General features: G+C 72.7%; 30 protein-coding genes and 1 riboswitch. Of the genes, 25 read left to right on the plus strand and 5 right to left on the minus strand.

The genetic code is table 11. The features are described 5' to 3' along the window. Nucleotides 1-9 precede the first annotated feature (9 nt). From NOCJ54_RS0102335 to NOCJ54_RS0102360, 6 genes are all read left to right on the plus strand, one after another. Entirely contained in the window at nucleotides 10-1,098 is a 1,089-nt protein-coding gene (locus NOCJ54_RS0102335) for a DUF475 domain-containing protein (RefSeq protein WP_028654185.1), read from the plus strand. 113 nt (nucleotides 1,099-1,211) lie between these two features. Beyond that, nucleotides 1,212-3,371, plus strand: coding sequence for an acyl-CoA dehydrogenase (locus tag NOCJ54_RS0102340; RefSeq protein WP_028654186.1), 2,160 nt, complete (start codon nucleotides 1,212-1,214; stop codon nucleotides 3,369-3,371). Next, nucleotides 3,368-3,928 carry a MaoC family dehydratase N-terminal domain-containing protein gene (locus NOCJ54_RS29760; protein ID WP_028654187.1) on the plus strand — a complete coding sequence of 187 codons (561 nt, stop codon included), beginning with the start codon at nucleotides 3,368-3,370 and terminating at the stop codon, nucleotides 3,926-3,928. The genes NOCJ54_RS0102340 and NOCJ54_RS29760 overlap by 4 nt, the downstream gene beginning before the upstream one ends. Then, nucleotides 3,925-4,344, plus strand: coding sequence for a Zn-ribbon domain-containing OB-fold protein (locus NOCJ54_RS29765; protein ID WP_028654188.1), 420 nt, complete (start codon nucleotides 3,925-3,927; stop codon nucleotides 4,342-4,344). Before NOCJ54_RS29760 ends, NOCJ54_RS29765 begins: the two co-directional genes overlap by 4 nt. Next, nucleotides 4,341-4,718, plus strand: coding sequence for a MaoC family dehydratase (locus tag NOCJ54_RS0102355; protein WP_028654189.1), 378 nt, complete (start codon nucleotides 4,341-4,343; stop codon nucleotides 4,716-4,718). Before NOCJ54_RS29765 ends, NOCJ54_RS0102355 begins: the two co-directional genes overlap by 4 nt. After that, nucleotides 4,715-5,896, plus strand: coding sequence for a lipid-transfer protein (locus NOCJ54_RS0102360; RefSeq protein WP_028654190.1), 1,182 nt, complete (start codon nucleotides 4,715-4,717; stop codon nucleotides 5,894-5,896). Before NOCJ54_RS0102355 ends, NOCJ54_RS0102360 begins: the two co-directional genes overlap by 4 nt. 15 nt (nucleotides 5,897-5,911) lie before the next feature. Here NOCJ54_RS0102360 and NOCJ54_RS29300 read toward each other — a convergent pair whose 3' ends face one another. Continuing rightward, nucleotides 5,912-6,055 (minus strand): hypothetical protein, encoded by a 144-nt coding sequence (locus NOCJ54_RS29300; protein ID WP_157514771.1) that lies wholly within the window; start codon nucleotides 6,053-6,055, stop codon nucleotides 5,912-5,914. A gap of 83 nt (nucleotides 6,056-6,138) precedes the next feature. Continuing rightward, nucleotides 6,139-6,291: riboswitch (FMN riboswitch) on the plus strand. 132 nt (nucleotides 6,292-6,423) lie between these two features. Between NOCJ54_RS29300 and ribD the strand changes: the two genes are divergently transcribed. The 13 genes from ribD to NOCJ54_RS0102430 all read left to right on the plus strand — a co-directional run bounded on the left by ribD (nucleotide 6,424) and on the right by NOCJ54_RS0102430 (nucleotide 17,483). After that, entirely contained in the window at nucleotides 6,424-7,449 is a 1,026-nt protein-coding gene (gene ribD, locus NOCJ54_RS23425; RefSeq protein WP_036516528.1) for a bifunctional diaminohydroxyphosphoribosylaminopyrimidine deaminase/5-amino-6-(5-phosphoribosylamino)uracil reductase RibD, read from the plus strand. Between the two features lies 1 nt (nucleotide 7,450). Continuing rightward, a complete protein-coding gene (locus NOCJ54_RS0102375) occupies nucleotides 7,451-8,071 on the plus strand; it encodes a riboflavin synthase (RefSeq protein WP_028654191.1) in 621 nt (206 codons plus the stop codon). Further along, the gene (locus tag NOCJ54_RS0102380; protein WP_028654192.1) at nucleotides 8,068-9,315 is read left to right on the plus strand and encodes a bifunctional 3,4-dihydroxy-2-butanone-4-phosphate synthase/GTP cyclohydrolase II; all 1,248 of its coding nucleotides are present in this window, start codon (nucleotides 8,068-8,070) and stop codon (nucleotides 9,313-9,315) included. The genes NOCJ54_RS0102375 and NOCJ54_RS0102380 overlap by 4 nt, the downstream gene beginning before the upstream one ends. A 1-nt stretch (nucleotide 9,316) precedes the next feature. Then, the gene (gene ribH, locus NOCJ54_RS0102385; RefSeq protein WP_028654193.1) at nucleotides 9,317-9,805 is read left to right on the plus strand and encodes a 6,7-dimethyl-8-ribityllumazine synthase; all 489 of its coding nucleotides are present in this window, start codon (nucleotides 9,317-9,319) and stop codon (nucleotides 9,803-9,805) included. 72 nt (nucleotides 9,806-9,877) lie between these two features. Further along, complete coding sequence (locus NOCJ54_RS0102390) at nucleotides 9,878-10,141, plus strand: phosphoribosyl-ATP diphosphatase (protein WP_028654194.1); 264 nt, start codon at nucleotides 9,878-9,880, stop codon at nucleotides 10,139-10,141. 8 nt (nucleotides 10,142-10,149) lie between these two features. Continuing rightward, the gene (gene hisG, locus NOCJ54_RS0102395; RefSeq protein WP_028654195.1) at nucleotides 10,150-10,992 is read left to right on the plus strand and encodes an ATP phosphoribosyltransferase; all 843 of its coding nucleotides are present in this window, start codon (nucleotides 10,150-10,152) and stop codon (nucleotides 10,990-10,992) included. After that, nucleotides 10,992-11,456: a PH domain-containing protein gene (locus tag NOCJ54_RS0102400; RefSeq protein ID WP_036516531.1), complete on the plus strand. Its 465-nt coding sequence runs from the start codon at nucleotides 10,992-10,994 to the stop codon at nucleotides 11,454-11,456. The genes hisG and NOCJ54_RS0102400 overlap by 1 nt, the downstream gene beginning before the upstream one ends. A 172-nt stretch (nucleotides 11,457-11,628) precedes the next feature. Further along, the gene (locus NOCJ54_RS0102405) at nucleotides 11,629-12,204 is read left to right on the plus strand and encodes a TerD family protein (protein WP_028654197.1); all 576 of its coding nucleotides are present in this window, start codon (nucleotides 11,629-11,631) and stop codon (nucleotides 12,202-12,204) included. A 77-nt stretch (nucleotides 12,205-12,281) separates the two neighbouring features. Further along, entirely contained in the window at nucleotides 12,282-13,028 is a 747-nt protein-coding gene (locus NOCJ54_RS0102410; RefSeq protein ID WP_198020067.1) for a TerD family protein, read from the plus strand. Between the two features lie 13 nt (nucleotides 13,029-13,041). Next, complete coding sequence (locus tag NOCJ54_RS23430; RefSeq protein WP_051485382.1) at nucleotides 13,042-14,250, plus strand: HpcH/HpaI aldolase/citrate lyase family protein; 1,209 nt, start codon at nucleotides 13,042-13,044, stop codon at nucleotides 14,248-14,250. A 17-nt stretch (nucleotides 14,251-14,267) separates the two neighbouring features. Continuing rightward, nucleotides 14,268-15,527 (plus strand): phosphoribosyltransferase domain-containing protein, encoded by a 1,260-nt coding sequence (locus NOCJ54_RS23435; RefSeq protein ID WP_198020068.1) that lies wholly within the window; start codon nucleotides 14,268-14,270, stop codon nucleotides 15,525-15,527. Further along, nucleotides 15,524-16,654, plus strand: coding sequence for a cysteine protease StiP family protein (locus tag NOCJ54_RS0102425; RefSeq protein WP_028654199.1), 1,131 nt, complete (start codon nucleotides 15,524-15,526; stop codon nucleotides 16,652-16,654). Before NOCJ54_RS23435 ends, NOCJ54_RS0102425 begins: the two co-directional genes overlap by 4 nt. Nucleotide 16,655: 1 nt before the next feature. Beyond that, nucleotides 16,656-17,483 carry a hypothetical protein gene (locus NOCJ54_RS0102430; RefSeq protein WP_028654200.1) on the plus strand — a complete coding sequence of 276 codons (828 nt, stop codon included), beginning with the start codon at nucleotides 16,656-16,658 and terminating at the stop codon, nucleotides 17,481-17,483. Here NOCJ54_RS0102430 and NOCJ54_RS23440 read toward each other — a convergent pair. From NOCJ54_RS23440 to NOCJ54_RS0102450, 4 genes are read right to left on the minus strand one after another with little or no spacing between them, the layout of a single operon-like run. Then, nucleotides 17,461-18,729, minus strand: coding sequence for a hypothetical protein (locus NOCJ54_RS23440; protein WP_036516534.1), 1,269 nt, complete (start codon nucleotides 18,727-18,729; stop codon nucleotides 17,461-17,463). The genes NOCJ54_RS0102430 and NOCJ54_RS23440 overlap by 23 nt on opposite strands. A gap of 60 nt (nucleotides 18,730-18,789) precedes the next feature. Then, nucleotides 18,790-19,680, minus strand: coding sequence for an aldose 1-epimerase family protein (locus NOCJ54_RS0102440; protein WP_028654201.1), 891 nt, complete (start codon nucleotides 19,678-19,680; stop codon nucleotides 18,790-18,792). A 9-nt stretch (nucleotides 19,681-19,689) separates the two neighbouring features. Then, nucleotides 19,690-20,250: a uridine kinase family protein gene (locus tag NOCJ54_RS0102445; RefSeq protein ID WP_028654202.1), complete on the minus strand. Its 561-nt coding sequence runs from the start codon at nucleotides 20,248-20,250 to the stop codon at nucleotides 19,690-19,692. Next, complete coding sequence (locus NOCJ54_RS0102450; RefSeq protein ID WP_028654203.1) at nucleotides 20,228-21,472, minus strand: amino acid deaminase/aldolase; 1,245 nt, start codon at nucleotides 21,470-21,472, stop codon at nucleotides 20,228-20,230. The genes NOCJ54_RS0102445 and NOCJ54_RS0102450 overlap by 23 nt, the downstream gene beginning before the upstream one ends. 26 nt (nucleotides 21,473-21,498) lie before the next feature. Here NOCJ54_RS0102450 and NOCJ54_RS23445 point away from each other — a divergent pair, with 26 nt between their 5' ends. From NOCJ54_RS23445 to NOCJ54_RS23450, 6 genes are all read left to right on the plus strand, one after another. Further along, entirely contained in the window at nucleotides 21,499-22,068 is a 570-nt protein-coding gene (locus NOCJ54_RS23445; RefSeq protein WP_051485384.1) for an SseB family protein, read from the plus strand. A 291-nt stretch (nucleotides 22,069-22,359) separates the two neighbouring features. After that, nucleotides 22,360-22,980, plus strand: a complete 621-nt coding sequence (gene infC, locus NOCJ54_RS0102460) for a translation initiation factor IF-3 (RefSeq protein WP_396954727.1) — start codon at nucleotides 22,360-22,362, stop codon at nucleotides 22,978-22,980. Nucleotides 22,981-23,012: 32 nt separating this feature from the next. Next, nucleotides 23,013-23,207, plus strand: coding sequence for a 50S ribosomal protein L35 (rpmI, locus tag NOCJ54_RS0102465; RefSeq protein WP_028654205.1), 195 nt, complete (start codon nucleotides 23,013-23,015; stop codon nucleotides 23,205-23,207). 43 nt (nucleotides 23,208-23,250) lie between these two features. Further along, the gene (gene rplT / locus NOCJ54_RS0102470) at nucleotides 23,251-23,649 is read left to right on the plus strand and encodes a 50S ribosomal protein L20 (protein ID WP_028654206.1); all 399 of its coding nucleotides are present in this window, start codon (nucleotides 23,251-23,253) and stop codon (nucleotides 23,647-23,649) included. A gap of 12 nt (nucleotides 23,650-23,661) precedes the next feature. Beyond that, nucleotides 23,662-24,444 (plus strand): TrmH family RNA methyltransferase, encoded by a 783-nt coding sequence (locus NOCJ54_RS0102475; protein ID WP_028654207.1) that lies wholly within the window; start codon nucleotides 23,662-23,664, stop codon nucleotides 24,442-24,444. Then, nucleotides 24,441-25,475, plus strand: a complete 1,035-nt coding sequence (locus NOCJ54_RS23450) for a sensor histidine kinase (protein WP_036516538.1) — start codon at nucleotides 24,441-24,443, stop codon at nucleotides 25,473-25,475. Before NOCJ54_RS0102475 ends, NOCJ54_RS23450 begins: the two co-directional genes overlap by 4 nt. The last annotated feature ends 98 nt before the right edge of the window (nucleotides 25,476-25,573 follow it).

Consider the following 25,573-nt stretch of genomic DNA (forward strand, 5'->3'; position numbering starts at 1 on the left):
AGGACCCCCATGATTCTCCGGACCTTCGGCTGGTCTTTCCTCTTCACCGCCCTCGGCGTGCTCGGCGCACTGTGGTATGGCGGCATCGAGGGCATCGCCCTCGCCCTCATCCTGATCATCCTCGAGATCTCGTTGTCGTTCGACAACGCCGTGGTCAACGCCAAGGTCCTCGAGCGGATGTCCGACTTCTGGCAGAAGATCTTCCTCACCGTCGGCATCGTCATCGCCGTCTTCGGCATGCGCCTGGTTTTCCCCTTCGTGGTCGTCGCGATGGCCGCGGGGCTGTCTCCGGTCGAGGTGATCGAACTGGCGCTCGAGAAGGGTGACCCGGAGACGCCGGGCACCTACGGCTACTACCTCGCCGACGCGCACCACACGATCGCCGCGTTCGGCGGCATGTTCCTCCTGATGATCTTCCTCAACTTCCTGTTCGAGGAGAAGGACGTCACCTGGCTGTCCTGGATCGAGAAGCCGCTGGAGAAGGCCGGCAAGGTCGAGGCGCTGTCCATCATCGTCGCCGTCGGCATCCTCTTCGTCGCCGCCCGCACCATCGGCGACGAGCACGAGGCCAGCGTGCTGACCGCCGGCCTCGCCGGCCTGCTGACCTACCTCGTCGTCAACGGTCTCGCCGAGGCCTTCGGCCCCGACGAGGAGGAGCTCGAGCACCTCGGCGAGGACGCCAACGGCAACGTGATGAAGGTCGTCGGCAAGGCCGCGTTCTTCCTGTTCCTCTACCTCGAGGTGCTCGACGCCAGCTTCAGCTTCGACGGCGTCATCGGTGCCTTCGCGGTCACGACCGACCCGATCATCATCGCCATCGGCCTCGGTGTCGGCGCGTTCTACGTCCGTTCGGTGACCATCTACCTGGTCCACCAGGGCACGCTGTCGGACTACCGCTACCTCGACCACGGCGCGCACTGGGCGATCGGTGCCCTCGCGGCCCTGCTGATCGTCTCGATCGGCTACCACGTGCCCGAGGTGATCACCGGCCTGATCGGCGTCGCCTTCATCGGCGCCGCGTTCTTCATGAGCATCCGAGCCAACAAGCGCGAGGCCGCCGCCGAGGCGCAGGACGAGCCGGAGGCCGTGTCCTCCTGAGGCACGCCCCCCGCTGACCTCGTACGACGGCCGCTGCCCGCCCGGGTGGCGGCCGTCGTCGTGTCCGCGGGTCCTGCGTGCGCAAAGAACTAGAACACGTTACAGTTTGCTCCGTGGATGCTGAGGCGATCAACGCAGTTCGCGCCGTCGTCGGCGAGGTGCTCGAGCGCGAGTCGGACGCCCGGGAGTGGTCGGCCTGGGCCGCCGCCGGGCTGACCGCGCTCCCGGTGCCCGAGGAGCACGGCGGCGAGGGACTCGGCCTGACCGAGGTCGCGGTGCTGCTGCGCGAGGCCGGGCGCCGCGGCGTGCAGGTGCCGGCGTGGGAGACGCTGTGCTGCGGCGCACTCACCCTGGCGTCGTACGGCACGGACGCGCAGCGCAAGGAGCTGCTGCCCGGCGTCGCCTCCGGCGAGGTGGTGCTGACGCCGGCGCTCCGGGGCACCGCCGTGCACGACGGTGGCCGGGTCTCCGGCCGCAAGCTGGCCGTGACGCACGCGGACACCGCCCACCGGCTGCTGGTGGTCGCGGCCGAGGGTGGCCGTGAGGTCGTCGCGCTGGTCGACCCGCGGGGCGAGGGCGTCGAGCTGCTCCCCGCGAGCGCCTCCAGTGGCACGCCCCAGCACACCGTGGTCCTCGACGGTGCCCCGGCTGACCTGCTCGAGGACGGCGCCGCCGCGCGGCTGCTCGACCTCGCCCGCGCGGGGCTGGCCGTGACCGCGGCCGGTGTCCTGGCCGGGGCCCGCGACCTGACGGCCGACTACGTGAAGGGCCGCCGCCAGTTCGGCCGCGCGCTGGCCGAGTTCCAGGCCGTCTCGCTGCAGATGGCCGACGTCTACATCACCTCCCGCACCCTCGACCTCGCCGCCGACAACGCGGTCTGGCGGGTCGCCGAGGGCCTGCCGGCCGGTGACGACCTCGCGGTCGCGGGCTACTGGGCGAGCCAGGTGGCGCCGTACGCGCTGCGCACCTGCCACCACCTGCACGGCGGCATGGGCGTCGACATCACCTACCCGCTCGTCGGGCTCACGACGTGGGGCACCGACCTCGCGCACGCCCTCGACACCACCGCGAGCCAGGTCCCCGTCGAGGACCCCGCGACCAAGAACCTCGAGCTCACCGAGGAGCAGCGCGCGCTCAAGGCGCGCCTGCGCGACTACTTCGGCCAGGTCGCCGAGGAGTTCCACGGCCAGAACGACCCGGACCCGGTCGAGGGCGCCTGGGACCGGCACGGCCCGACCTACGAGCGGCTGATCCGCCGCCTCGGCAGCGACGGCTGGATGGGCGTCGGCTGGCCGAAGGAGTACGGCGGCCACGGGCTCGGCGAGGTCGAGCAGACGATCTTCGCCAACGAAGCGCAGTACGCCGACGTGCACCTGCCGTCGGTCACCCTGCAGACCGTCGGCCCGACGCTCATCCGCTACGGCTCGGAGAAGCAGAAGGAGATGTTCCTGTCGCGGATCCTCGCCGGCGACGTCCACTTCGCGATCGGCTACAGCGAGCCCGATGCCGGCACCGACCTCGCCTCGCTGCGCACCACCGCGCGCCGCGACGGCGACCACTACGTCGTCAACGGCCAGAAGCTGTGGACCACCGGCGGCCACCAGGCCGACTACATCTGGCTCGCGGTGCGCACGGACCCCGACGCGCCGAAGCACAAGGGCATCTCGATCCTGATCGTCGACACGAAGGACCCCGGCTACAGCTGGACGCCGATCATCACCGCCGACGGCTCGCACCACGTCAACGCGACGTACTTCAACGACGTCCGGGTGCCCGTCGACATGCTCGTCGGTGAGGAGAACCAGGGCTGGAGGCTGATCACCACCCAGCTCAACCACGAGCGGGTCATGCTCGGCCCGGCCGGCCGCATCGAGGGCCTGCGCGACCGCGTCGTGCGCTGGGCCGACGCCGCCGGCGTCCGCGACGAGGCCGACGTGCGCGAGGTCCTCGGCCGCACCACCGCGGTGGTCCGGATCAACGAGCTCCTCAACTGGGAGGTCGCCCGCGCAGCCGCCGCCGGCGAGATCGAGGTCGCTGACGCGTCCTCCTCGAAGGTCTTCGCCTCCGACCAGGTCCAGCACCTGCTCGCCGACCTGGTCAGCCTGGTCCACCGCCACGGCGACCCCGGCGACCCGGCGACCCGGGAGCTGCTCGACTACCTCGACGCCCAGGCCAAGCGGAACCTCGTCCTCACGTTCGGGGGCGGCGTCCAGGAGGTCCAGCGCGAGCTGATCTCCATGTTCGGCCTCGGCCTGCCGCGGGTGCCGCGATGAGCGCCCCGGCACTGCAGCAGGAGCTCGTCCCCGCGGACGTGCACGCGCACGTGATGGCGGAGGCGGAGCGGATCAAGGCCTGGGGCGAGGCCGCCGAGCGGCGCGCCCGCGACGACGTCAACCAGCCCACGATCAACAACTGGCTCGAGGCGATGGGCTTGGACAACCCCCGCTTCAAGGCGGGCGAGGCGCCCCCGTCGATGGCGCAGGTGTGGACCATGTACGGCCTCGGCGGCAAGCCCGCCGACGACGACCCGCTGCACTCGATGATGCGGGTCCTCACCGACGCCGGCTTCACCGCCGTGCTCGGCACCAACTGCGAGCAGTCCTACGACCGCTACCTGACGGTGGGGGAGCAGGTCCGGGTCACCACCGCGCTCGACTCCGTCGTCGGTCCCAAGGCCACCGGCATGGGCGTCGGCTACTTCGTGACCTCCCGCAACACGTGGTACGTCGACCACCCGGACGGCACGAGCGAGCGGGTCGCCACCATGCTCTTCCGCGTGCTCAAGTTCGTGCCGAAGGCCCGGTCGAAGGACGCGGAGGTCCCGGCGTGAGCGGCCCGGTGCGCCCGGTCGTCAACCGGGACAACGCGTACTTCTTCGAGGGCACCCGGCAGCGGGAGCTCCGCATCCAGCAGTGCAACGCCTGCGGCGCGCTGCGCCACCCGCCCGGACCGGCCTGCCCCGACTGCGGCGCCCTCGACCGCGGCCACGTGGTGGCGAAGGGGGAGGGCACCGTCTTCTCCTGGATCGTCCACCACGCGCCGCAGGTGCCCGGCAAGCAGCTGCCCCTGGTCATCGCGCTCGTCGACCTCGACGAGGGCGTGCGGATGGTCGCCGAGGTGACCGGTGTGCCGCCGGAGGGGCCGGACGGGCTGCAGATCGGCGACCGGCTCGCCGTGGACTGGAACGTCGTCGACGACGAGCTGACCCTGCCGATCTGGCGGCGGGTCGAGGGAGGTGCCCGATGAAGGTCGGAGACAAGCTGCCCGAGTGGACGCTGCCGATCACCCCGACCCTGGTGGTCTCGACGGCAATCGCGACCCGCGACTTCCAGGACGTCCACCACGACCGCGACGTCGCGCAGGCGGCCGGCTCGAAGGACATCTTCGTCAACATCCTGACGTCCACGGCGCTCTGCGAGCGCTACGTGACCGACTGGGCGGGCCACGACGTCCAGATCAAGGGGATCGCCATCCGCCTCGGAGCGCCGGCGTACCCCTACGACACCTTCACCTTCACCGGCGAGGTCACCGAGGTCACCGGCGGCGAGGCCACGATCAAGGTCGTCGGCTCGGTGTCCCTCGGCGACCATGTGGTCGGCACGGTCCGGGTGGCCGCATGAGCGCCGCGACTGACCGGACCCTGTCCGGCAAGGCGGCGATCGTCGGCATCGGCGCTACCGAGTTCTCCAAGGACTCCGGCCGCTCCGAGCTGCAGCTGTCCGTCGAGGCCATCGGCCACGCCCTCGCCGACTGCGGCCTCACCGCGGCCGACGTCGACGGCCTGGTCACCTTCACCATGGACACCTCCTCGGAGATCGCGGTGGCCCGCGAGCTCGGCATCCCCGAGCTGCGCTTCTTCAGCCGGATCAACTACGGCGGCGGCGCCGCTTGCGCGACCGTGCAGCAGGCCGCGATGGCCGTCGCCACCGGTGTCGCCGACGTCGTCGTGGCCTACCGCGGCTTCAACGAGCGCTCCGGGCAGCGCTTCGGACAGGTGCAGAGCTGGGCCGCCGTGCAGGTCAACACCAACGGCCTCGACAACGCCTGGACCTACCCGCTGGGCCTGTCCACGCCCGCGGCGACCGTGGCCATGCAGGCCCGGCGCTACATGCACGAGTACGGCGCCACCTCCGAGGACTTCGGCCGGGTGGCCGTCGCCGACCGCCGCCACGCGGCGACCAACCCGGCGGCGTTCTTCCACGGCAAGCCGATCACCCTCGAGGACCACCAGGCCTCACGGATGATCGCCGACCCCCTGCACCTGCTCGACTGCTGCCAAGAGTCCGACGGTGCGGTGGCCCTCGTGGTCGTCTCCCCCGAACGTGCCCGCGACCTCCGGCAGAAGCCGGCGTTCGTCCGGGCCGCTGCCCAGGGCTCGGGGCGCGACCAGTTCGTCATGACGTCCTACTACCGCGACGACATCGGGATCCCCGAGATCGGCGTCGTGGGGCGGGAGCTGTGGAAGCAATCCGGTCTCACCCCCTCGGACATGCCGATGGCCATCCTCTACGACCACTTCACGCCGTACGTCCTCATGCAGCTCGAGGAGCTCGGCTTCTGCGGTCGCGGGGAGGCGAAGGACTTCATCCGCGACGGTGCGATCGAGGTCGGCGGCAGGCTGCCGATCAACACCCACGGCGGCCAGCTCGGCGAGGCCTACATCCACGGCATGAACGGCATCGCGGAGGCCGTGCGCCAGGTGCGCGGCACCTCGGTCAATCCGGTGCCGGACGTCGAGAACGTGCTGGTCACGGCGGGGACGGGTGTCCCGACGAGCGGGCTCATCGTCGGCGCGTGAGCCCCGGCGCCCGGGTCACTCCGACTTCGTCCCGGAGCCGAGGCCGATGCCCAGCGCGACGCCCACCAGCACGCCGAGCACGAGCAGGACGAACCGGTCCGTGGCGAACCACAGGAGCACCCCGGCGAGGCAGCCGACCCCGAGCCACGTCCAGTTCATCCCTCGAACCTAGCCGGGGCGTCCACGTGACCGGGCCCACATCCGCGAACTCCCACGGTTGTGCCACCATGTTCCCCAAGAGCTCGCGTGCTCTGGGGTCGGTGAAACTCCGAGCCGGCGGTGAAGGACGAAGCCCAGCTGAGTCCGAAGTCCGCGACCCGATCACAGCCAGTGGTCGGTTGACCAGGTGGGATTCCTGGACCGACGGTCAAAGTCCGGATGGGAAGTGCACGCACGAGCGTCCGACGACGGCCCGCCCGCCGCAGCCTCGTCGAACGTCCTGCAAGCCCCGGAGTCCGCAAGCGCCACGGACGTCGGAGAGGCCAGCAGTGACCAGCACAACGGGATTCGCCCGCGAGTACGACGCGATGCGTCGCGCGCTCGCGCTGGCCGCCAGTCCCGGTGTCCCCCTCCACCCGAACCCGCGAGTCGGCTGCGTGCTGCTCGCCGAGGACGGTTCCGTGGTCGGCGAGGGCTACCACCACGGTGCGGGCACGCCGCACGCCGAGGTCGAGGCGCTGCAGGCCGCCGGTGACCGAGCCCGGGGCGCGACCGCGGTCGTCACCCTCGAGCCCTGCAACCACACCGGCCGCACCGGCCCGTGCTCGCAAGCGCTCCTCGCTGCCGGCGTACGACGGGTCGTCATCGCCCAGCGCGACCCCAACCCGCTCGCCTCGGGCGGCATGGAGACCCTGCTCGACGCCGGGCTCGAGGTCGAGGCCGGCCTGCTCGCCGAGGAGGCGGAGGAGGTCAACCGGGCGTGGAGCTTCGCCCACCGCCACGGCCGCCCCTTCGTCACCTGGAAGTTCGCCACCACCCTTGACGGACGCAGCGCCGCCGCCGACGGCACCTCGCGCTGGATCTCGTCGCCGGCCGCGCGGCGCGACACTCACCTGCTGCGTGGCCTGTGCGACACCATGCTCGTCGGCACCGGCACGGTCGAGGCCGACGACCCGCGGCTCACCGTCCGCGACGACGAGGACCAGCCGCTGGCGAACCAGCCGCTGCGCGTGGTCATGGGGGAGCGCGACGTCGACCCCGGCCGCAAGGTCCTCGACGACGCCGCCGAGACGGTCCACCTCCGCACCCACGACCCGCTCGCCGCGCTGGGCACGCTCTACCGCGACCACCAGCGCTTCCACGTCTTCCTGGAGGGCGGGCCGACGCTGGCCGCCGCCTTCCTCCGCGCCGGCCTCGTCGACGAGGTCGTCGCCTACGTCGCGCCCGTCCTGCTGGGTGCCGGGAGGTCCGCCGTCGGCGACCTCGGCATCGGCACCATCGGCGACGCGCTGCGCCTCCACGTCACCGACACGACCGTCGTCGGGGAGGGCGCGGACGCCAACGTCCGCCTGCTGCTCCGACCGACCGCCCGACCCACCACCAAGGAGCAGTGAAGTGTTCACCGGCATCGTCGAGGAGCTCGGCACCATCGAGGCGATCGAGGACCAGGGCGACGCGATCCGCCTCACCGTCGCCTCCGACGTCACCCTGTCCGACGCCGGGCTCGGCGACTCGATCGCGGTCAACGGCTGCTGCCTGACCGTGGCCGAGCGCACCGACGCCACCTGGACCGCGGACGTGATGGCCGAGACCCTCGCCAAGACCAGCCTCGGCGACCTCGCCGTCGGCGACCGGGTCAACCTGGAGCGCGCGGTCACCGCGGAGAAGCGGCTCGGCGGCCACATCGTGCAGGGCCACGTCGACGGGGTCGGAGAGGTGCTCTCCCGCACCCCCAGCGAGCACTGGGAGGTCGTCGAGATCTCGCTGCCGGCCGACCTGGCGCGCTACCTGGTCGACAAGGGCTCGATCACGGTCGACGGCACGTCGCTGACCGTCGTGGAGGCGAAGCACGACCGCTTCACCGTCAGCCTCATCCCCGAGACGCTCGCCCGCACCACCCTCGGCTTCCGGGAGCCCGGCAGCCGCGTCAACCTCGAGGTCGACGTCATCGCCAAGCACGTGGAGAAGCTCGTCCGGGCCTACACCGGCGAGGCCAGCAAGGAGAACAACGCATGAGTGACGCCAGCACCAGGGTCCGCCTCGACGACGTCGAGCGCGCGATCGCCGACATCGCGGCCGGACGGGCCGTGGTCGTCGTCGACGACGAGGACCGCGAGAACGAGGGCGACATCATCTTCGCCGCCAGCAAGGCCACCCCCGAGCTGATGGCGTGGACGATCCGCTACTCCAGTGGCGTCATCTGCGCACCGATGCCCGGCGCCATGCTGGACCGGCTCGAGATCCCGCTGATGACCCCCCACAACAAGGACGCCTACCGCACGGCGTACACGATCTCGGTCGACGCCCGCGACGGCACCACGACCGGCATCTCGGCCGCCGACCGCGCCCGCACCGTGCGCACCCTGGCCGACTCCGCCACCGAGCCGTGGGAGCTCACCCGGCCCGGCCACGTCTTCCCGCTGCGCTACCGCGAGGGCGGCGTGCTGGTGCGCCGCGGCCACACCGAGGCCGCCGTCGACCTGTGCCGCCTCGCCGGCCTCACGCCCGCCGGCGTGCTGGTCGAGGTCGTCAACGACGACGGCACGATGAAGCGCGCCCCCGAGCTGCGCGAGTTCGCCGACGAGCACGGCCTGGCGATGATCTCGATCGAGGACCTCGTCCGCTACCGCCGCCGCGTCGAGCGCCACGTCGTCCGCGAGGCCGAGACCCGGCTGCCCACCCGCCACGGCGACTTCACCGCCATCGGCTACACGATCACCGTCGACGGCAGCGAGCACGTCGCCCTCGTGCACGGCGACCCCGAGACCATCACCGAGGACGGCCCGGTGCTCACCCGGGTCCACTCCGAGTGCCTGACCGGCGACGTGTTCGGCAGCCGCCGCTGCGACTGCGGCCCGCAGCTCGACGAGGCGCTCGCCCGCATCGTCGAGGAGGGGCGCGGCGTCGTCGTCTACCTGCGCGGCCACGAGGGCCGCGGCATCGGGCTGGTCGCCAAGCTGCAGGCCTACCAGCTGCAGGACGGCGGCCGCGACACGGTCGACGCCAACCTCGACCTCGGCCTGCCGGCCGACGCCCGCCACTACGGTGCGGCCACCCAGATCCTCAAGGACCTCGGCATCGACGAGGTCCGCCTGCTGACCAACAACCCCGACAAGGTCAGCTCGCTGGAGGACTACGGGATCAAGGTGGCCGAGCGGGTCCCGCTCACGCCGCACCCCAACGACCACAACCTCGCCTACCTGCTGACCAAGCGCGACCGCATGGGTCACGACCTGCCCGACCTCGAAGGAGACAGCTGACATGGCCGGACACGGCGCCCCCGACATCGCCCCCGTCGACTGCCACGACCTGCGGGTCGCGGTCGTCGCCGCTAGCTGGCACAACGAGGTCATGGACGGCCTGATCGCCGGCGCGCAGCGGGCCTTCGCCGACCACAAGCTCGAGGCGCCCGTCGTGGTCCGCGTCCCCGGCGTCTTCGAGCTGCCCGTCACCGCGGGCGCCCTCGCGCCGTCGTACGACGCCGTGATCGCGCTCGGCGTCGTCATCCGCGGCGGCACCCCGCACTTCGACTACGTGTGCAACGCGGCGACCGACGGGCTCACCCGGGTCTCGCTCGACCACCACACCCCCGTCGGCTTCGGCGTGCTCACCTGCGACAACGAGGAGCAGGCGCTGGACCGGGCGGGCCTGGCAGGTTCGCGCGAGGACAAGGGCTACGAGGCGGCCGCCGCCGCGCTGCAGACCGCGGCCACGCTGAAGAAGATCCGCAGCCGCGGCTTCGTGGGCTGATCCGGCGGACCCGGGTCGCCTGGGTGAGACCGGGGGAGGCGTGGCGCCCGCCACGCCGTAGGCTGGACCCCCGTGAAGACGTTCGACGAGCTGTTCGCAGAGCTCAGCGAGAAGGCACAGACGCGGCCCGAGGGCTCCGGCACGGTCCGGGCGCTCGACGCCGGCGTCCATGCGATCGGCAAGAAGCTGATCGAGGAGGCCGCTGAGTCCTGGATGGCCGCCGAGCACGAGGGCAAGGAAGCCACCGCGCTGGAGATCAGCCAGCTGCTCTACCACGCCCAGGTCCTCATGATCGCGAGCGGACTCACGCTCGAGGACGTCTACACCCACCTCTGAGGAACCCCATGCTCAAGATCGCCGTCCCCAACAAGGGGGCCTTGTCCGAGGCAGCGTCGACGATGCTGCGCGAGGCGGGCTACGCCCAGCGCTCGGACTCCAAGCAGCTCACGAAGATCGACCCCGACAACGGCGTCGAGTTCTTCTACCTCCGCCCGCGTGACATCGCGCTGTACGTCGGGGAGGGCACGCTCGACGCCGGCATCACCGGCCGCGACCTGCTGCTCGACTCCCGGGCGAACGCCCACGAGTCGCTGCAGCTCGGCTTCGGCCGCTCGAAGTTCCGCTTCGCGGCCCGGCCCGGCACCGCCGAGGCGGTCCAGGACCTCGCCGGCAAGCGGATCGCCACGTCGTACGACGGCGTGGTGAAGGCCTACCTCGCCGAGCAGGGCGTCGACGCCACCGTCGTCCGCCTCGACGGCGCGGTCGAGACGAGCATCCAGCTCGGCGTCGCGGACGCCATCGCCGATGTCGTCGAGACCGGCAGCACCCTGCGCAACGCCGGCCTCGAGGTGTTCGGCGACGTCATCCTCGAGTCCGAGGCGGTCATGATCACCCGCCCCGACGCCGACCCGGCCGCGCTCGAGGTGTTCACCCGCCGCCTCCAGGGCGTGCTGGTCGCCCGGGCCTACGTGATGATGGACTACGACATCCGCGCGGAGAAGGTCGAGCAGGCCATCGCCCTCACCCCGGGCATCGAGAGCCCCACGGTGAGCCCGCTGCACCGCGAGGGCTGGGTCGCCGTGCGCTCGATGGTCCAGCGCGCCACCGCACAGCGCACGATGGACGAGCTGTTCGCCCTGGGCGCCCGCGCGATCCTCACCACCGACATCCACGCCTGCCGGCTCTGATGACCGGCGATCCCGCGCCGGCCCCGGCGCCCGCCCTGCCGCGCACCTGGCGTCCGCTCGGCCCGCGCATCGCCGCGGTCGTCTTCGGAGCGGTGCTCGTCGGCGGCTTCGCCTGGCTCTGGGTCAACTTCGACCCGGAGACCCAGGCCTCGGTCAACATCTTCCAGAAGGGCACCGTCATCGGGCTGGTGCTGCTCGGCCTCGCGCTGCTCAACGCCCTCGCCCGGTCGCGGGTCGTGGCGGACGAGGCCGGCCTGACGGTCGTCAACGGGTACCGCCGCCGCAGGCTCACCTGGGCCGAGGTCGGACGGGTGCGGATGCCGCGCGGCGCCCCGTGGCCCTTCCTCGAGCAGGACGAGGACGAGCGGATCGCCCTGATGGGCATCCACTCCTCCGACGGCCAGCGCGCGGCCGTCGCGCTGCGCGAGCTGCGCGCCGTGGTCGCCGAGCGCACCGACCGCTGACCTCGCAGCTGACCTGCCTTGCTGGTCTGGCCTGCCCAGCGTCACGCGGGCGAGCCGTCCTGTTCACCGGGCGTTCTCACGAGCGTGGTTTGCTGCGATCCGTGGTGGGCAGTTGTGGCGTTGTCTAGAGTCAGTCCTGCCCGATCCCTGCTGCGAAAAGGACCAAGCACCAATGGCTGTTTCCCTCACCAAGGGTGGCAATGTCTCCCTGACCAAGGAGGCCCCCGGCCTCACGGCCGTCGACGTCGGCCTCGGCTGGGACGCGAACTCGTTCTCCGGAGGGGAGTTCGACCTCGACGCGTCCGCGATCATGCTCACGGCGGCCGGCAAGGCCCTGTCGGACTCGCACTTCATCTTCTTCAACAACCTCAACAGCCCCGACGGCTCCGTCTCGCACACCGGTGACAACACCACCGGCGAGGGCGACGGCGACGACGAGCTGATCAAGGTCAACCTCGGCGTGGTCCCCCCGGACGTCGACAAGATCGTCTTCCCGGTCTCGATCTACGACGCCGACGCCCGCGGCCAGAACTTCGGCATGGTCCGCAACGCCTACATCCGGGTCATGAACCAGACCGGCGGCACGGAGATCGCGCGCTACGACCTCAGCGAGGACGCCTCGACCGAGACCGCGATGGTCTTCGGCGAGCTCTACCGCAACGGCACGGAGTGGAAGTTCCGCGCGGTCGGCCAGGGCTACGCCTCGGGCCTGCGCGGCATCGCGCAGGACTTCGGCGTCAACGTCTGACAACCCGCTGCGTCGGCGCCGGCCCGGGCTCGTCCCGGACCGGCGCCCACCGGCACCACACCCCCAGGAGCTGACCCATGGTCGACTACGTCAAGCGGCCGAAGTCCACGCCGCCCCCGCCGCCCCCGCCGTCCCCGGCCGGTGGCTCGGCCACCCCGCCCCCGCCCCCTCCGCCGCCCACGGCGACCGGTGGCGGCGTGAACCTGTCCAAGGTGTCGCTGACCAAGTCCAGCCCCACCGTCTCGCTGACCAAGGGCGGCGGTGGCGCCAGCGGCCAGCTCCGGATCAACCTCAACTGGACCCAGGGCGGCGCCAAGCCGTCCGGCGGCTTCCTCAAGCGGGCCATGGGTGGAGGCGGCGGCAGCGTCGACCTCGACCTCGGCTGCCTGTTCGAGCTCAACAGCGGTGAGAAGGGCGTCGTCCAGGCGCTCGGCAACTCCTTCGGCGCGCTCGACCGCCCGCCGTTCGTCTTCCTCGACGGCGACGACCGCTCCGGCACCGCCCAGGGCGGCGAGAACCTGATCGTCAACCTCGACCGGCTCGACCAGATCCGCCGGGTCCTGGTCTTCGCCTACATCTACGAGGGCGTCCCGAACTGGGCTGCGGCCGACGGTGTCGTCACGATGTTCCCGGTGGGCGCCGCGCCGATCGAGATCCGGCTCGACGAGCCCGCCAACGACAAGCGGTTCTGCGCGATCGCGATGCTCACCAACACCGGTGGCGACGTGCGCATCGACCGCCAGGTCCAGTACATCGCCGGCACCCAGCGCAACGTCGACGAGGCCTACGGCTGGGGCATGAACTGGACGGCCGCACGCAAGTGAAGCAGCCGGTCGGGTGAGGCACTTCGCCTACCTCGCAGACGACGTTCGGGACCGTCTGTTCGAGGTGGCGCCCGAGGACGTCACTCCCGACAGCGACCGGCAACGGATCGCGCTCGCCCTGGGCGCGACGCTCTACATGCCCGGCACGCGCCCCGACCTGGTCGGCGACTCCCTGCGGGTCGCCTCGGTCGGGGCGACGTCCGTGGTGTGGTGCCTCGAGGACGCGATCGAGCACGCCCTCCTCGGCCGGGCCGAGGAGGGCGTGGTCGACGCCCTCGCCGCGATCCGGGCCATGGACCCGGCCCGGCGCGAGCAGATGCCGCTGGTCTTCGTCCGGGTCCGCGACGCCGACCAGATCCGGCGCCTCGCCGCGGCTGCCGGGGAGGCGCTGACCGGCCTGACCGGCTTCAGCCTCGCGAAGGCCGAGGTCGGGCGCGTCGAGCCGATGCTCGCCGCCACCCGGGAGGTGTCGGCCGGCCTGCACCGCCCCATGTACGCGATGCCGATCCTGGAGAGCCCGGAGATCGCCTACGTCGAGTCGCGCCGCGACACGCTGGGACGGCTCGCGGAGCTGTTCTCGTCGTACCGCGAGAACGTGCTGTGCGTGCGCGTCGGCGGCACCGACCTGTCGGGCATCTTCGGCCTGCGCCGCGACCGTGACACGACCATCTGGGACGTGGCGGTGGTGCGCGACGCACTCGCCGACATCCTCAACCAGTTCACCCGCAACGGTGACCACGTCGTCACCGGGCCGGTGTGGGAGCACATCCCCGGCCCCCGTTTCCTCAAGCCCCAGCTGCGCACGACCCCCTTCGCCGAGCACCACGCGACGTCGCTGCGCCGGCAGCTGGTGCTGAACGACGTCGACGCGCTGATGCGCGAGATCAACCTCGACAAGACGAACGGCATGTACGGCAAGACGGTCATCCACCCCTCGCACATCTCCGTGGTCAACAGCCTGCTCGCCGTCCACGTCGACGAGTACGACGACGCCGTCTCCATCGCCCGCCTGCGCGGCCGCGGTGGCGTCGCCGCCTCGCGCCACGGCCGGATGAACGAGGTGGGCCCCCACGCCCGCTGGGCCGACCAGCTGCTGGCCCGCGCAGCCGTCTACGGCGTGCTCGCCGACGACGCATCCCTCCTCGACCTGCTCGCCATCGGCCAGCGGGTCGCCGCCGACGAGTTCAACCTCGGTGACGCCCCCGTGCGGGTGGTCTCGTGATCCTGCCCGGGCCGGCCGTGACGGAGCCGGCGGACGTGCGTGCCCTGCTCGGCCTGGGGATCCGGACCGGGGGCGCGGTCGGCTTCGACGAGCTGGCCGGCCTCGCCCTGCGCGACAACCCGCGCCGGGCGCACCTGATCGTCTCGAGGGTGCTCGGCAAGCACATCCCGGTGCACCCCGCGCTCGTCCTCGACGCCGGCCACCGCCTCGCCGAGGTCGTCGCCGCCGAGCTCGGCGGGCTCGACGACGGGTGGGTCGCCGGAGCCCTCGCCGTCGGCTACTGCGAGACCGCCACCGGTCTCGGCCACGCGGTCGCGCAACGCCTGGGCACGGCGTACCTCCACTCCACCCGCGCCCCGGTCGCCGACCTGCCGATCGCGGTGAGCTTCGAGGAGGAGCACTCCCACGCCGTCGCGCACCACCTGCAGCCGGGGCCGGACGTCAGCCTCGCCGGCGACGGACCGCTGGTCCTCGTCGACGACGAGCTGACCACCGGCCGCACCGCCCTCAACACGATCGAGGCGCTGCACGCGCACCACCCGCGCCCGACCTACGTTGTCGCGGCGCTCATCGACGCCCGCACGCCCGCGCAGCAGGACGCCTTCGCCAAGCGTGCCGCCGAGATCGGCGTCGACGTCCGGGTGGCCTCGCTCGCCGCGATTGCCGTCGACGTCCCTGACGACGTCCTCGACCGCGCCGTCCGTGCCCGGCAGCAGCTGGCCGGCCCGGCGCCGCTGCCGACGCGCCCGCCCGCCACCGTCCGCGTGTACGACGACCGGTGGCCCGCGCACCAGCCGACGGGCGCCCGCAACGGGCTGACCGCGCAGGGGACCGCACGCCTCGACGAGGCCGCCGCGGAGACCGCCCGGTGGCTGGGCTGGGAGCTGGCCGGCCGGGTGCTGGTCGTCGGCACCGAGGAGCTGATGTTCCTGCCGACCCTGATCGGCGCCCACCTCGCCGAGCAGCACCCCGACCTCGACGTGGTCACCCAGTCGACCACCCGCTCCCCGGTGCACGCTGCCGACCAGCCCGGCTACGCGGTGCGGCGCACCCTGGAGTTCCCCGCGCCGACCGAGCCCGGCCGGCCCGCCCGCCTCCACAACGTCGTGGACCCCACGGCGACGCCTGCCGACGGCACGGCCTGGTCCCAGCTGCACCACGACCACGTCGTCGTGGTCGTCGACGCGTCTGCCGACGACAGTGCACCGCTCGCCGAGGCGCTGCGCCCGTTCGCCGACGTCGTGCACGTCGTCACCGTCACCGGAGGCTCCCGATGACCACCACCGGCACCGCCCCCGCCGCGCCGGCGCGCTTCGGCTCCTACCCGCCCGAGGACGTCACCTGGTTGCTGAGCGACCTCTCCGACGTCGCGCTCGAGCGCAGCACCGAGGAGCGCGAGCGGGCCATCCAGGGCGGCACCCACTACTCCGAGATGCTCCCGGTCGAGTTCCAGCCGGACGCGGCCTACCTCGAGCTCTTCCACGAGGCGCTCGAGACGAGCGCCGAGCGGGTCGCCACCGCCGCCGGCGTGGTCGGCGAGCTGCTCTGGCAGCGGCACGCCGCCCGCGGCCACCAGCCGGTGCTGGTGTCGTTGGCCCGCGCCGGCACACCGATCGGTGTCCTGCTGCGCCGCTGGTTCGCCGAGGCCCACGGTGCCGACGTGGCGCACTACACGATCTCGATCATCCGCGGCCGCGGCATCGACGAGGTCGCGCTCGCCCACGTCCTCGACCGGCACCCCGCCGGAGCGGTCGCCTTCGTCGACGGCTGGACCGGCAAGGGCGCGATCCAGCGCGAGCTCGACGAGGCCGTCGGCGGCTGGGTCGCGGCCCACCCCGAGCACGCGGACCTCGACCCCGAGCTCGCAGTGCTGGCCGACCCGGGAGGCTGCACCTCGGTCCACGGCACCCGCGACGACTTCCTCATCCCGTCGGCCTGCCTGAACTCCACGGTCTCCGGGCTGGTCTCGCGCACCGTCTACCGCGACGACCTCATCGGCGAGGGCATGTTCCACGGCGCGAAGTTCTACGCCGAGTGGGCGGACGAGGACGTGTCCAACCTCTTCGTCGACACCGTCGCCGCACGCTTCGGCGACGTCCGGGACGCGGTCGCGGCGGGCCTCGCGACCGACCCGGCGACCCGCGCGGTCACCTGGGCCGGCCTGCGCTCGGTCGAGCAGGTCGCCCGCGCGTACGGCATCACCGACGTCAACCTGGCCAAGCCGGGCGTGGGGGAGACCACGCGGGTGCTGCTGCGCCGCGTGCCGTGGCAGGTGCTCGTGCGCCCGGACCGGCTGGCGGACCTGCGCCACGTGCTGGCGCTCGCCGAGGCCCGCGACGTCCCGGTCGTGCCGACCCCCGACCTGCCGTACTCCTGCATCGGCCTGATCCGGCAGGTGACCTGACGTGGCCGGCTCCTTCCTCGTCGCGCTCGACCTCGACCGCACCCTGATCTACTCCGCCGCCTCTGCCGGGCCGGACGCACCGGCCGACGCCCGCGTCGTCGAGGTGTACGGCGGCGCGCCACTCTCGCGGATGACGCAGCGCGCCTGGGCGCTGCTCGGCGAGCTGGCCGCCCGCGCCGAGGTGGTCCCCGTGACCACCCGGAGCCCCGCCCAGCTCCAGCGGGTCGGGCTGCCCTCCGCCGCCCGGCACGCGATCTGCGCCAATGGCGGGGTGCTGCTCGTCGACGGCGTCGCCGACCCGGGGTGGCTCGAGGAGTCGCGGACCCTCGCGGCCGCCTCCGCGCCGCTCGCCGACGCACGGGCCGCGCTGGACGCGGTCGCGCACGAGCCGTGGGTCAAGCTGGTCCGCGACGTCGAGGACCTGTTCTGCTACCTCGTCGCCCACGACCGTGACGCGATCCCCGAGGCCTGGGTCGCCGGGCTCGAGGACTTCGCCGCCGGCGCGGGCTGGACCGTCTCGGTGCAGGGCCGCAAGGTCTACGTCGTGCCGCAGGGCATCGGCAAGGGCAGCGGGGTCGAGCGGTTGCGGCGCCGGCTCCCGGACGGGGCGGCGACGACCGTGCTGGCCAGCGGCGACAGCCTGCTCGACGCGGAGATGCTGCTGGTCGCCGACCACGCGCTGCGACCGGCACACGGCGAGCTGCACGACGCCGGCTGGACGGCCCCGGGTGTCGGGGTGACCAGGTCGTCGGGCATCCTCGCGGCCGAGGAGGTCCTCGCCTGGGCGCTCGAGCGCGTCGGGGCGGTCAGTGCCCCCGTGCCGTCCTGATCATCGCGTCCAGCCCGGCCTCGATCGAGTCGGCTTCGGCGACGATCGCGCCCCAGTTCGGGCGCGTGGCCGAGACCTGGTCGACGAGCCCCTCGGTGCGCCGGGCCAGCGCGTCCAGCGTCGGCCCGTAGCGGGTCGGGTCGCCGGGCAGCCCGTCGAGGAACCGGCGGGCGTCGACGAGCCGACGCCGCAGCCGCTCCAGCAGCGCGCCCGGGTCGTCGGCCAGCGAGTCGAGCCGCTGCAGCCGGTCGGTGGCGTTGCGCAGGTCCTGGTTGGCGTCGTTGATCGCGGTGCGCACGCTGGTGAGCAGGTCGGTCGCGGCCGGCACGTCGAGCGGCGCCTGCGCGACCAGCCGGTCCAGCTCGACCAGCCCGTCCTCGATCACCTTCAGCGCCGCCTCGACCCGCTGGGGTGCGCCGTCGACGTCGCGCCAGGCGTCGAAGGTGTAGCGCCGGCGCAGGTTGCTCATCACCTCGGGCAGCCGGGCGTGCTGGGTGCGGATGGCGTCGCGCCGGGTGCGCACGGAGAGCAGCCCGGTGCGCACCCGCTCGGCCCGGTCGGGCAGGTCCCGCGCGAGCCGGAGCGCGGACTCGGCCGCCTCGACGGCGTCGGCCGCGGCGGTGTGCGCGTCGACCCAGCGCCGCTCCTCCGACGCCGCCCGCGCCGCGGCGATCCCGGTGCCGGCCCGTGCCAGCGACGAGGTGGCGTCGTCGTCGCGCAACCCGAGCCCCGACGCCTCGGCGAGCACCTGCCGGGCCTCGGTGCGTGCGGCGTCGGCCCGCTCGACCAGGTCCGGCGTCTCGTCGCGCCACGCGGCAGCCGCCTCCAGGCCGGCGGCGTGCACGGCGCGGAAGCGCTCGACGTCGGGGAAGAGGGCGCGAAGCCGGGCGGCCGTGGCCGTGAACCCGTCGGCGAACCGGCGCGCCTCGGCCTCCTCGTGGTCCACCCGCGGGTCGTAGGCCGCGTCGAGCTCGTAGAACTGCAGCGCCACGATGCCGGTCTCGACCGACAGCCGGTCCCAGTCCTGCGAGAGCGGGGTGGTGAAGCCGACCCGGTCGGCCCCGGCGCGCGCGGCCGCGGCGGCCGCGTCGATCTCGCTCAGCTCGGTGAGGTCGACCTCGAGGGACTCGAGGTGCGTCATCGCCCGGGCGGCGTCGGCCTGGGCGGCGCGGGCGTCCTGCTGGGCGAGGTCACGGGAACGGCGCCACCAGCGGACGCCGCTGCCGCCAGCATCGCTCGTGGCCATCCTCGTCCGTCCCGTCCCGTCAGTTCGGCTGATCGCCCCCCAACGTTATCGACCGTGCGGTCAGCCGACGGCAGCGATGCCCCACGTCGCCGAGAAGGTGGCGCCGGGCTCGAGCACGACGAGGTCGTCACCGGAGTTGAAGGCGTCCGGCGGGGCGGTCATCGGCTCGACCGCGACGCTCCCGCGTGGCACCGCCCGCTCGTCGCTGGTGTAGACCTGCACCCACCGGTGGTGGGCGTCCATCCACACGGCCGTGCCGGTCCCCGTGCCCGGGTCGACCAGGCGCACGGTCGTCGTGCCGTCGCCGTCCCGGACGAGGTCGGTGACGGCGTGGTCGAGGCTGGTGCCCTCGAGCCGTTCGCCGAGGACGCCGGCAAACGACGCCCGCCCGGTCGGGATCAGCCGGTCGTCGACGGTCAGGTAGGTCGCTGCCGGAAGGTCCAGCCGCCAGCGGTCGCACGTGCCCGGCCCCGCGACGAGGTAGGGGTGGCCACCCGAGGCGTACGGCGCCGGGCCGGCCGCGCGGTTCGTGGCGGACTGGGTCACGCTCAGCCCACCCACGCCGAGCTGCCACGTCGTGGTCAGGTCGAGCGTCCACGGGTAGCCGGACTGCGCCGGCAGCCGGTAGGAGAGCTCGACGGTGTCCGACTCGTGCCGCACGAGCGTCCAGGACACCCAGCGGACCAGGCCGTGGGAGGCGTTGCCGCGGCTCGGCTCGGTCAGCGGGAGCTGGTAAGTCCGGCCGTCGAAGGTGTAGCGGCCGTCGCGGACGCGGTTCGGCCAGGGGGCGAGCAGCTGGCCGCTGCCGTTCGTCGGCATCGCGTCCTCGGCGACCGGCTCGACGAGGTCGCGGCCCTCGAAGGTGAGCGCGCGGAGCACCCCGGTCTGGGTGACGACGGCGTCGTAGCCGTACGAGGAGATGGCGTGGTGGTCACCGGTGGGCGTGGTCACGTGCCGAGCCTAGGGTTCCCGGGTGGTGATCAGGAGGTCTGCGCGCGAACGCGTGTCCTCGCGCTCGTGCAGCGCGGCCTCGTCGGCGAGCCAGTCGGCCCAGTGCTGCCGCTGGGCCTCGCCGTCGCGCTCCAGCCAGCGAGCGAGCCGGGTGTCGACGTCCGCCTCGACCCACACCAGCAGGGTGATCAGGTCGTCGTAGGCCGCAGCCGCCGAGCCGACGCCCTCGAGGACCAGCAGCGGCACGGGGTGCACGACCCCCGTGGCACCCCACCGATCGGCGTGCCAGTCCCAGCGGCGCCAGGTGCCCGGCCGGCCCTCGGCCAGCGGGCGCAGCAGCGCCTCCAGCGTCCCGCCGAGGCCGGGCAGGCCGCGCCAGCCCTCGAGCATCTCGTCGGTGCCCAGCACCACGGCGTCGGGGGCGAGCTCGGCGAGGGCGCGGGCCAGGGTCGTCTTGCCCGCGCCGGCCAGGCCGTCGATGCACACCAGTCGCCCCTCGCCCAGCGTCGGGGGAGCGGCGAGCGTCCGGGTCAGGACGGTGGCGGCCTCAGAACGCGAGTCCGTGGCCACGGTAGGTCGGGACCTCCTCGACGAACCGGTCGCCGTCGGCCAGCAGCACGGTGGTGCCGTGCTCGAACGGCTCACCGGACTTGGCGTGCCGGAACCATACGAGGTCGCCGATCTCGAGGGTCGCGGCGTTGGTGCCGAGCAGCGGCGTCTGCACCTCGCCCGCCCCCTCGAGGCCGGTGAGCCGCAGGCCGGCCGGCGCCCACGGCGTGGGAGCGCGGTCCGCGCCCGTCGGACCCGACGCGACCAGCCCGCCGCCGTGCACCGTCGCCACGTCCGCTGCGGGCCGGCGGGTCACCGGCAGGCCGAAGAAGGCGGCCGGGCGCGGGGAGAACGAGCGGTAGTGGTCGAACAGGGTCGGCCCGAGCAGGCCGGAGCCGGCAGTCACCTCGGTCACGACCGGGTCGGCCGCCGAGGTCTCCAGGGACCCGGACCCGCCGGCGTTCCACAGCTGCAGGCCGGTGAACCCGCCCTGGCCGACGAGCGCGTCGACCGCCTCCGCGATCGCGGCCCGGCGGTGCTCGAGCTGCTGGACCGACAGCTCCTTGATCTTGCGGACGACGGCCGACCGCGCCCGCTGGTGCGGCACCTGGTCCGGCACGCCGGCGACCTGGCCCTCGTAGGTCATCACGCCGACGAGCTGGAAGCCCGGGCGCTCGACGACGGTGCGCGCCAGCGCGGCGACCGAGCCGACGTCGAAGAGCGGGGAACGCCGCGGCCCCACCTGCTGACCGCCCCAGCGCAGCCCCGCGTCGACGTCGATGGCGACCCGGACCGGCACGGCGGTCGACGCCCGGAGCGCGTCGACCGCGTCGAGGTGTGCGACGTCGTCGACCATGATCGTGATCCGCGACGCGGCCCGGGGCGAGGCGACCAGCGCGCCCAGCGCCGCCCGGTCCACGCTGGGGTAGGCGACGACCACGTCGTCGCTCACGTCGTTCTCGACCAGCCACAGCGCCTCGGCGACGGTGTAGGCGAGCACGCCCGCGAACCCCGGTGTGGCCAGCGCCCGGCTGACCAGCGCCGGCACGCGCAGCGACTTCGAGGCGACCCGGACCGGCTTGCCGCCGGCGCGGCGCACGAGGTCGGCGGCGTTCGCGTCGAAGGCGTCGAGGTCCACGACGAAGGTCGGGGTGGACAGGGGCTCGGGCCAGGCCGCGACGGCCTCGCCCAGCCTCCGCCAGAGGCGGTTGCGGGCGACGAACGAGTGGTGCACGCCGGTCATGGTTCCACGGATGCGAGAATCCGCCGGTGACCGAACCGCCGAAGCCCGAGGGACAGCCGCGCCCGGACGCCAAGCGCCTCCAGGGCTCTGCGTACGTCGACGACGACGGCTCCGCCGACCCCGCCCTCGCCACGGCGCTCGAGGGGTACGACGCCGGCCGGACGTCGTACCCGGAGGTGCTCGGGGCGCTCGCGGGTGCCCGGCTGCTGGTCCCGGTGGTCGCGATGCTCGGCGAGGTCGAGACCGGTCCGGACGGGCTCGCCCGGGACAAGTCCAGCGACATGGCGGCCGTGCTGCTCACCGGTGCGGACGGCCGGCTCGCGCTGCTCGCCTTCACCGACCTGGCCAGCCTCGCCGCGTGGGACCCGCAGGCCCGGCCGGTGCCGGTGGCGGCCCGGCTCGCTGCGGCCACCGCCGTCCAGGAGGGCGCGCACGCCCTGGTCGTCGACGTGGCCGGCCCGCACCGGTTCGTCCTCGCGGGGGAGGACCTGCACCGCCTCGCCGCCGGCTGGCGCCCGGTCCGCCTCGAGGACGGCGAGTGGGGCTGGCTGGGCGCCGCCACCGACGATTCGCCCGGCGGGGAACAACTCGGGTAACATCTGGCGTTGACCGATTCGTCATGCCTCGGCGTGACGAATCCACAAGCGGGGACCAGCACCATCGTCTCCCACCCGCAGCGGCCGCCAGGTCGTCGGGTCCGGTCCATGGAGAGCCCCGCCTGGGCGTCAGTCCGGGGGCGACGGGGCTCGTGACTGGCTTCCGCTTGCACCAGCGGGAGCCTCTTCTCATTTGCAGGGCTGAAGGACTCCCGACCGAACGAGTTTGGAGGACACATCAGCACCGAGCTGCGCATCAACGAGAGGATCCGGGTTCCCGAGGTCCGTCTCGTGGGACCCAACGGCGAGACCGTCGGCATCGTCCCCACCGACCAGGCACTCAAGCTCGCGCAGGAGGCCGACCTGGACCTGGTGGAGATCGCCCCGATGGGGAAGCCCCCTGTCTGCAAGCTCATGGACTACGGGAAGTTCAAGTACGAGAACGCCCAGAAGGCCCGTGAGGCACGACGGAACCAGACCAACGTCGTCATCAAGGAGATGAAGCTCCGGCCCAAGATCGACGCGCACGACTACGAGACCAAGAAGGGTCACGTCGTTCGCTTCCTCAAGGCCGGCGACAAGGTCAAGATCACCATCATGTTCCGCGGCCGCGAGCAGCACCGCCCCGAGCTGGGCTTCCGGTTGCTGCAGAAGCTGGCCGAGGACGTCCAGGAGCTGGGCTTCGTCGAGTCCAACCCGAAGCAGGACGGGCGCAACATGATCATGGTGCTGGGCCCGCACAAGAAGAAGGCCGAGGCCAAGGCGGAGGTCAAGGCCGCCAAGCAGGAGGCGGCCGCGGAGCGAGCTGCCGAGCAGGCCGAGGAGCGCGCGGAGCGGACCGCCACCCAGCCTTCGAACACGAAGAAGGCGAAGCGGGCCAACGACGCGCTCGACCCCGACATCGACCTGTAAGACGAAGCACCCGAGACAGAGCGGACACACAGATGCCCAAGAACAAGACGCACTCCGGCGCCAGCAAGCGGTTCAAGGTGACCGGCAGCGGCAAGATCCTTCGTGAGAAGGCCGGGAAGCGCCACAACCTCGAGAAGAAGGCCTCGAAGGTGACCCGTCGCCTGACCGGCACCGTCGAGGTCGCGAAGAACGACGTCCCGCGCGCGAAGAAGATGCTCGGCCTCTGAGGCCCCGCGTCCGAACCGAGCCAGAACCACAAGGAGCTAAGACATGGCACGCGTCAAGCGCGCAGTGAACGCGGCGAAGAAGCGTCGTACCACCCTCGAGCGGGCCAGCGGTTACCGCGGCCAGCGCTCCCGCCTGTACCGCAAGGCGAAGGAGCAGGTCACCCACTCGCTGGTCTACAGCTACAACGACCGCAAGAAGAACAAGGGCAACTTCCGCCGCCTGTGGATCCAGCGCATCAACGCTGCCGCTCGCGCCGAGGGCATGACCTACAACCGCTTCATCCAGGGCCTGAACCTGGCGGGCGTCGAGGTCGACCGCAAGATCCTCGCCGACCTGGCCGTCAACGAGCCCGCTGCCTTCTCGGCGCTCGTGGCGCAGGCGAAGGCCGCGCTGCCGGAGGACGTCAACGCGCCCCGCGAGTCCGACAAGGCCTCCGCCTGATCGCGACCTGACGTGACCGCGCCCCTGACCGGCGGCAACGCCAGGGTCAAGGAAGCACGGAAATTGCACCGCCGCTCGGTTCGTTCCGAGCGGCGGTGCTTCCTTGCTGACGGACCGAAGGCGATCGAAGGTGCCCTCGCCACCCCCGGCCGCGTCCGCGAGGTCTTCGCCACGCCCGCCGCCGCGCAGCAGCACGCCGCCTTGCTCGGCGGCGTGCCCGTCACGCTCGTCGACGACCGGGCGATGGCCGGGCTCAGCGACAGCGTGAACCCGGCCGGCGTCGTCGCGGTCTGCGACTTCCTCGACGTGCCCCTCGCCGGGGCGCTCGACGGTCGCCTCGTCGCGCTCTGCGCCGACGTGCGCGACCCCGGCAACGCCGGCACCGTCATCCGTACCGCCGACGCCGCCGGCGCGGCAGGCGTGGTGCTCGCCGGCGATGCCGTCGACCTCTACAACCCCAAGACGATCCGCGCCTCCGTCGGCAGCGCCTTCCACCTGCCGGTGGCGCTCGAGCGCGACCCCGCTGCCGCCGTGCGTGCGGCCAGGGAGGCCGGCCTGACCGTCCTCGCCGCCGACGGTGGGGGAGAGGTCGACCTGTTCTCCGCCGACGAGCTCCTGGCCCGGCCCACGGCGTGGCTGTTCGGCAACGAGGCGTGGGGCCTGCCGGACGAGCTCGCCGCCCTCGCCGACCACCGGGTGAGCATCCCGATCGCGGGCCGCGCCGAGTCGCTGAACCTCGCGACCGCCGCGGCGGTCTGTCTCTATGCCAGCGCCCGCGCCATGATGGCGGGGTGACCGAGCCCCTCGACCTGCTGCCCGACGGCGTCGTCGTCGCCGACGCCGACGGTTGCGTGACCGCGATCAACGCGGTCGCCGCCGGGATGCTGGACGTCGCGCCGCCCGACGCCGTCGGACGCAAGCTCGATGACGTGCTGGCACTCACCGACCACGAGGCACGGGCGTGGACCGACGCGAACACGCCGTACGACGGGCTGCCGACGGTCAAGGCGGTGCCGGAGCAGGCGTGGCTGCTCCCCGACGGCACCGAGGTCCTGGTCACCGCCCGGCTGCACCGGGACCGGCCCATCGGTCCGGTGACCGCGGTGGCGGTCTCGCTGCGCTCGGGCCGGGGTCGGGCCCGTCTCGACCGCGAGCGCTCCGACCTCGTCGCCACCCTCGCCCACGAGCTCCGTTCGCCGCTCACCGGGGTCAAGGGCTTCGTCAACGCACTGCTGAACCGGTGGGACAAGCTCAACGACGAGCAGAAGAAGCTGATGCTCACCACCGCCAGCGCGGACGCGGAGCGGCTCAGCCGGCTGATCGCCGAGCTGCTCGACGTCGCGCGGATCGACACCGGTCGGTTGCAGCTGCACCGCAGGCCCACCGACCTGGTGCTCAAGGCGACCCGGGTCCACGACTCCATCACCCACGCCACGTCCACCCCGCTCGAGCTGCACGTCGACGACGACGTGCCGTCGGTCGACGCCGACCCCGACAAGGTGATGCAGGTGCTCACCAACGTCGTCGAGAACGCCGTGCGCCACGGCGACGGCACGGTGCGCATCCACGTCGGGCCGTGGGCGGAGGATCCCTCCTTCGCCGCCGTCACCGTCACCGACGAGGGCGACGGCATCCCCGTCGAGCTGCGCAAGCGGGTCTTCACGAAGTTCTGGACCGCCGGCAAGCGCGGCGGCTCGGGGCTGGGCCTCTACATCGTCAACGGGCTGGTGAAGGCCCACGGCGGCGTGGTCACCGTCGACGACCGGCCCGGCGGAGGTGCCCGGGTCGTGACCGCGTGGCCGGTCGTCGCGGAGGTGGCCCGATGAGTTCGTCGGCCGTGGCGCGGCTCACGGCGGTCGCCGACGAGATCGGCTCCTGAGGGTCTTCCGCGGTCCGCGGGTGAATACCGGTTCGTCGCCGGCGC

The organism is Nocardioides sp. J54, assembly GCF_000519005.1.
GTDB lineage: Bacteria > Actinomycetota > Actinomycetes > Propionibacteriales > Nocardioidaceae > Nocardioides.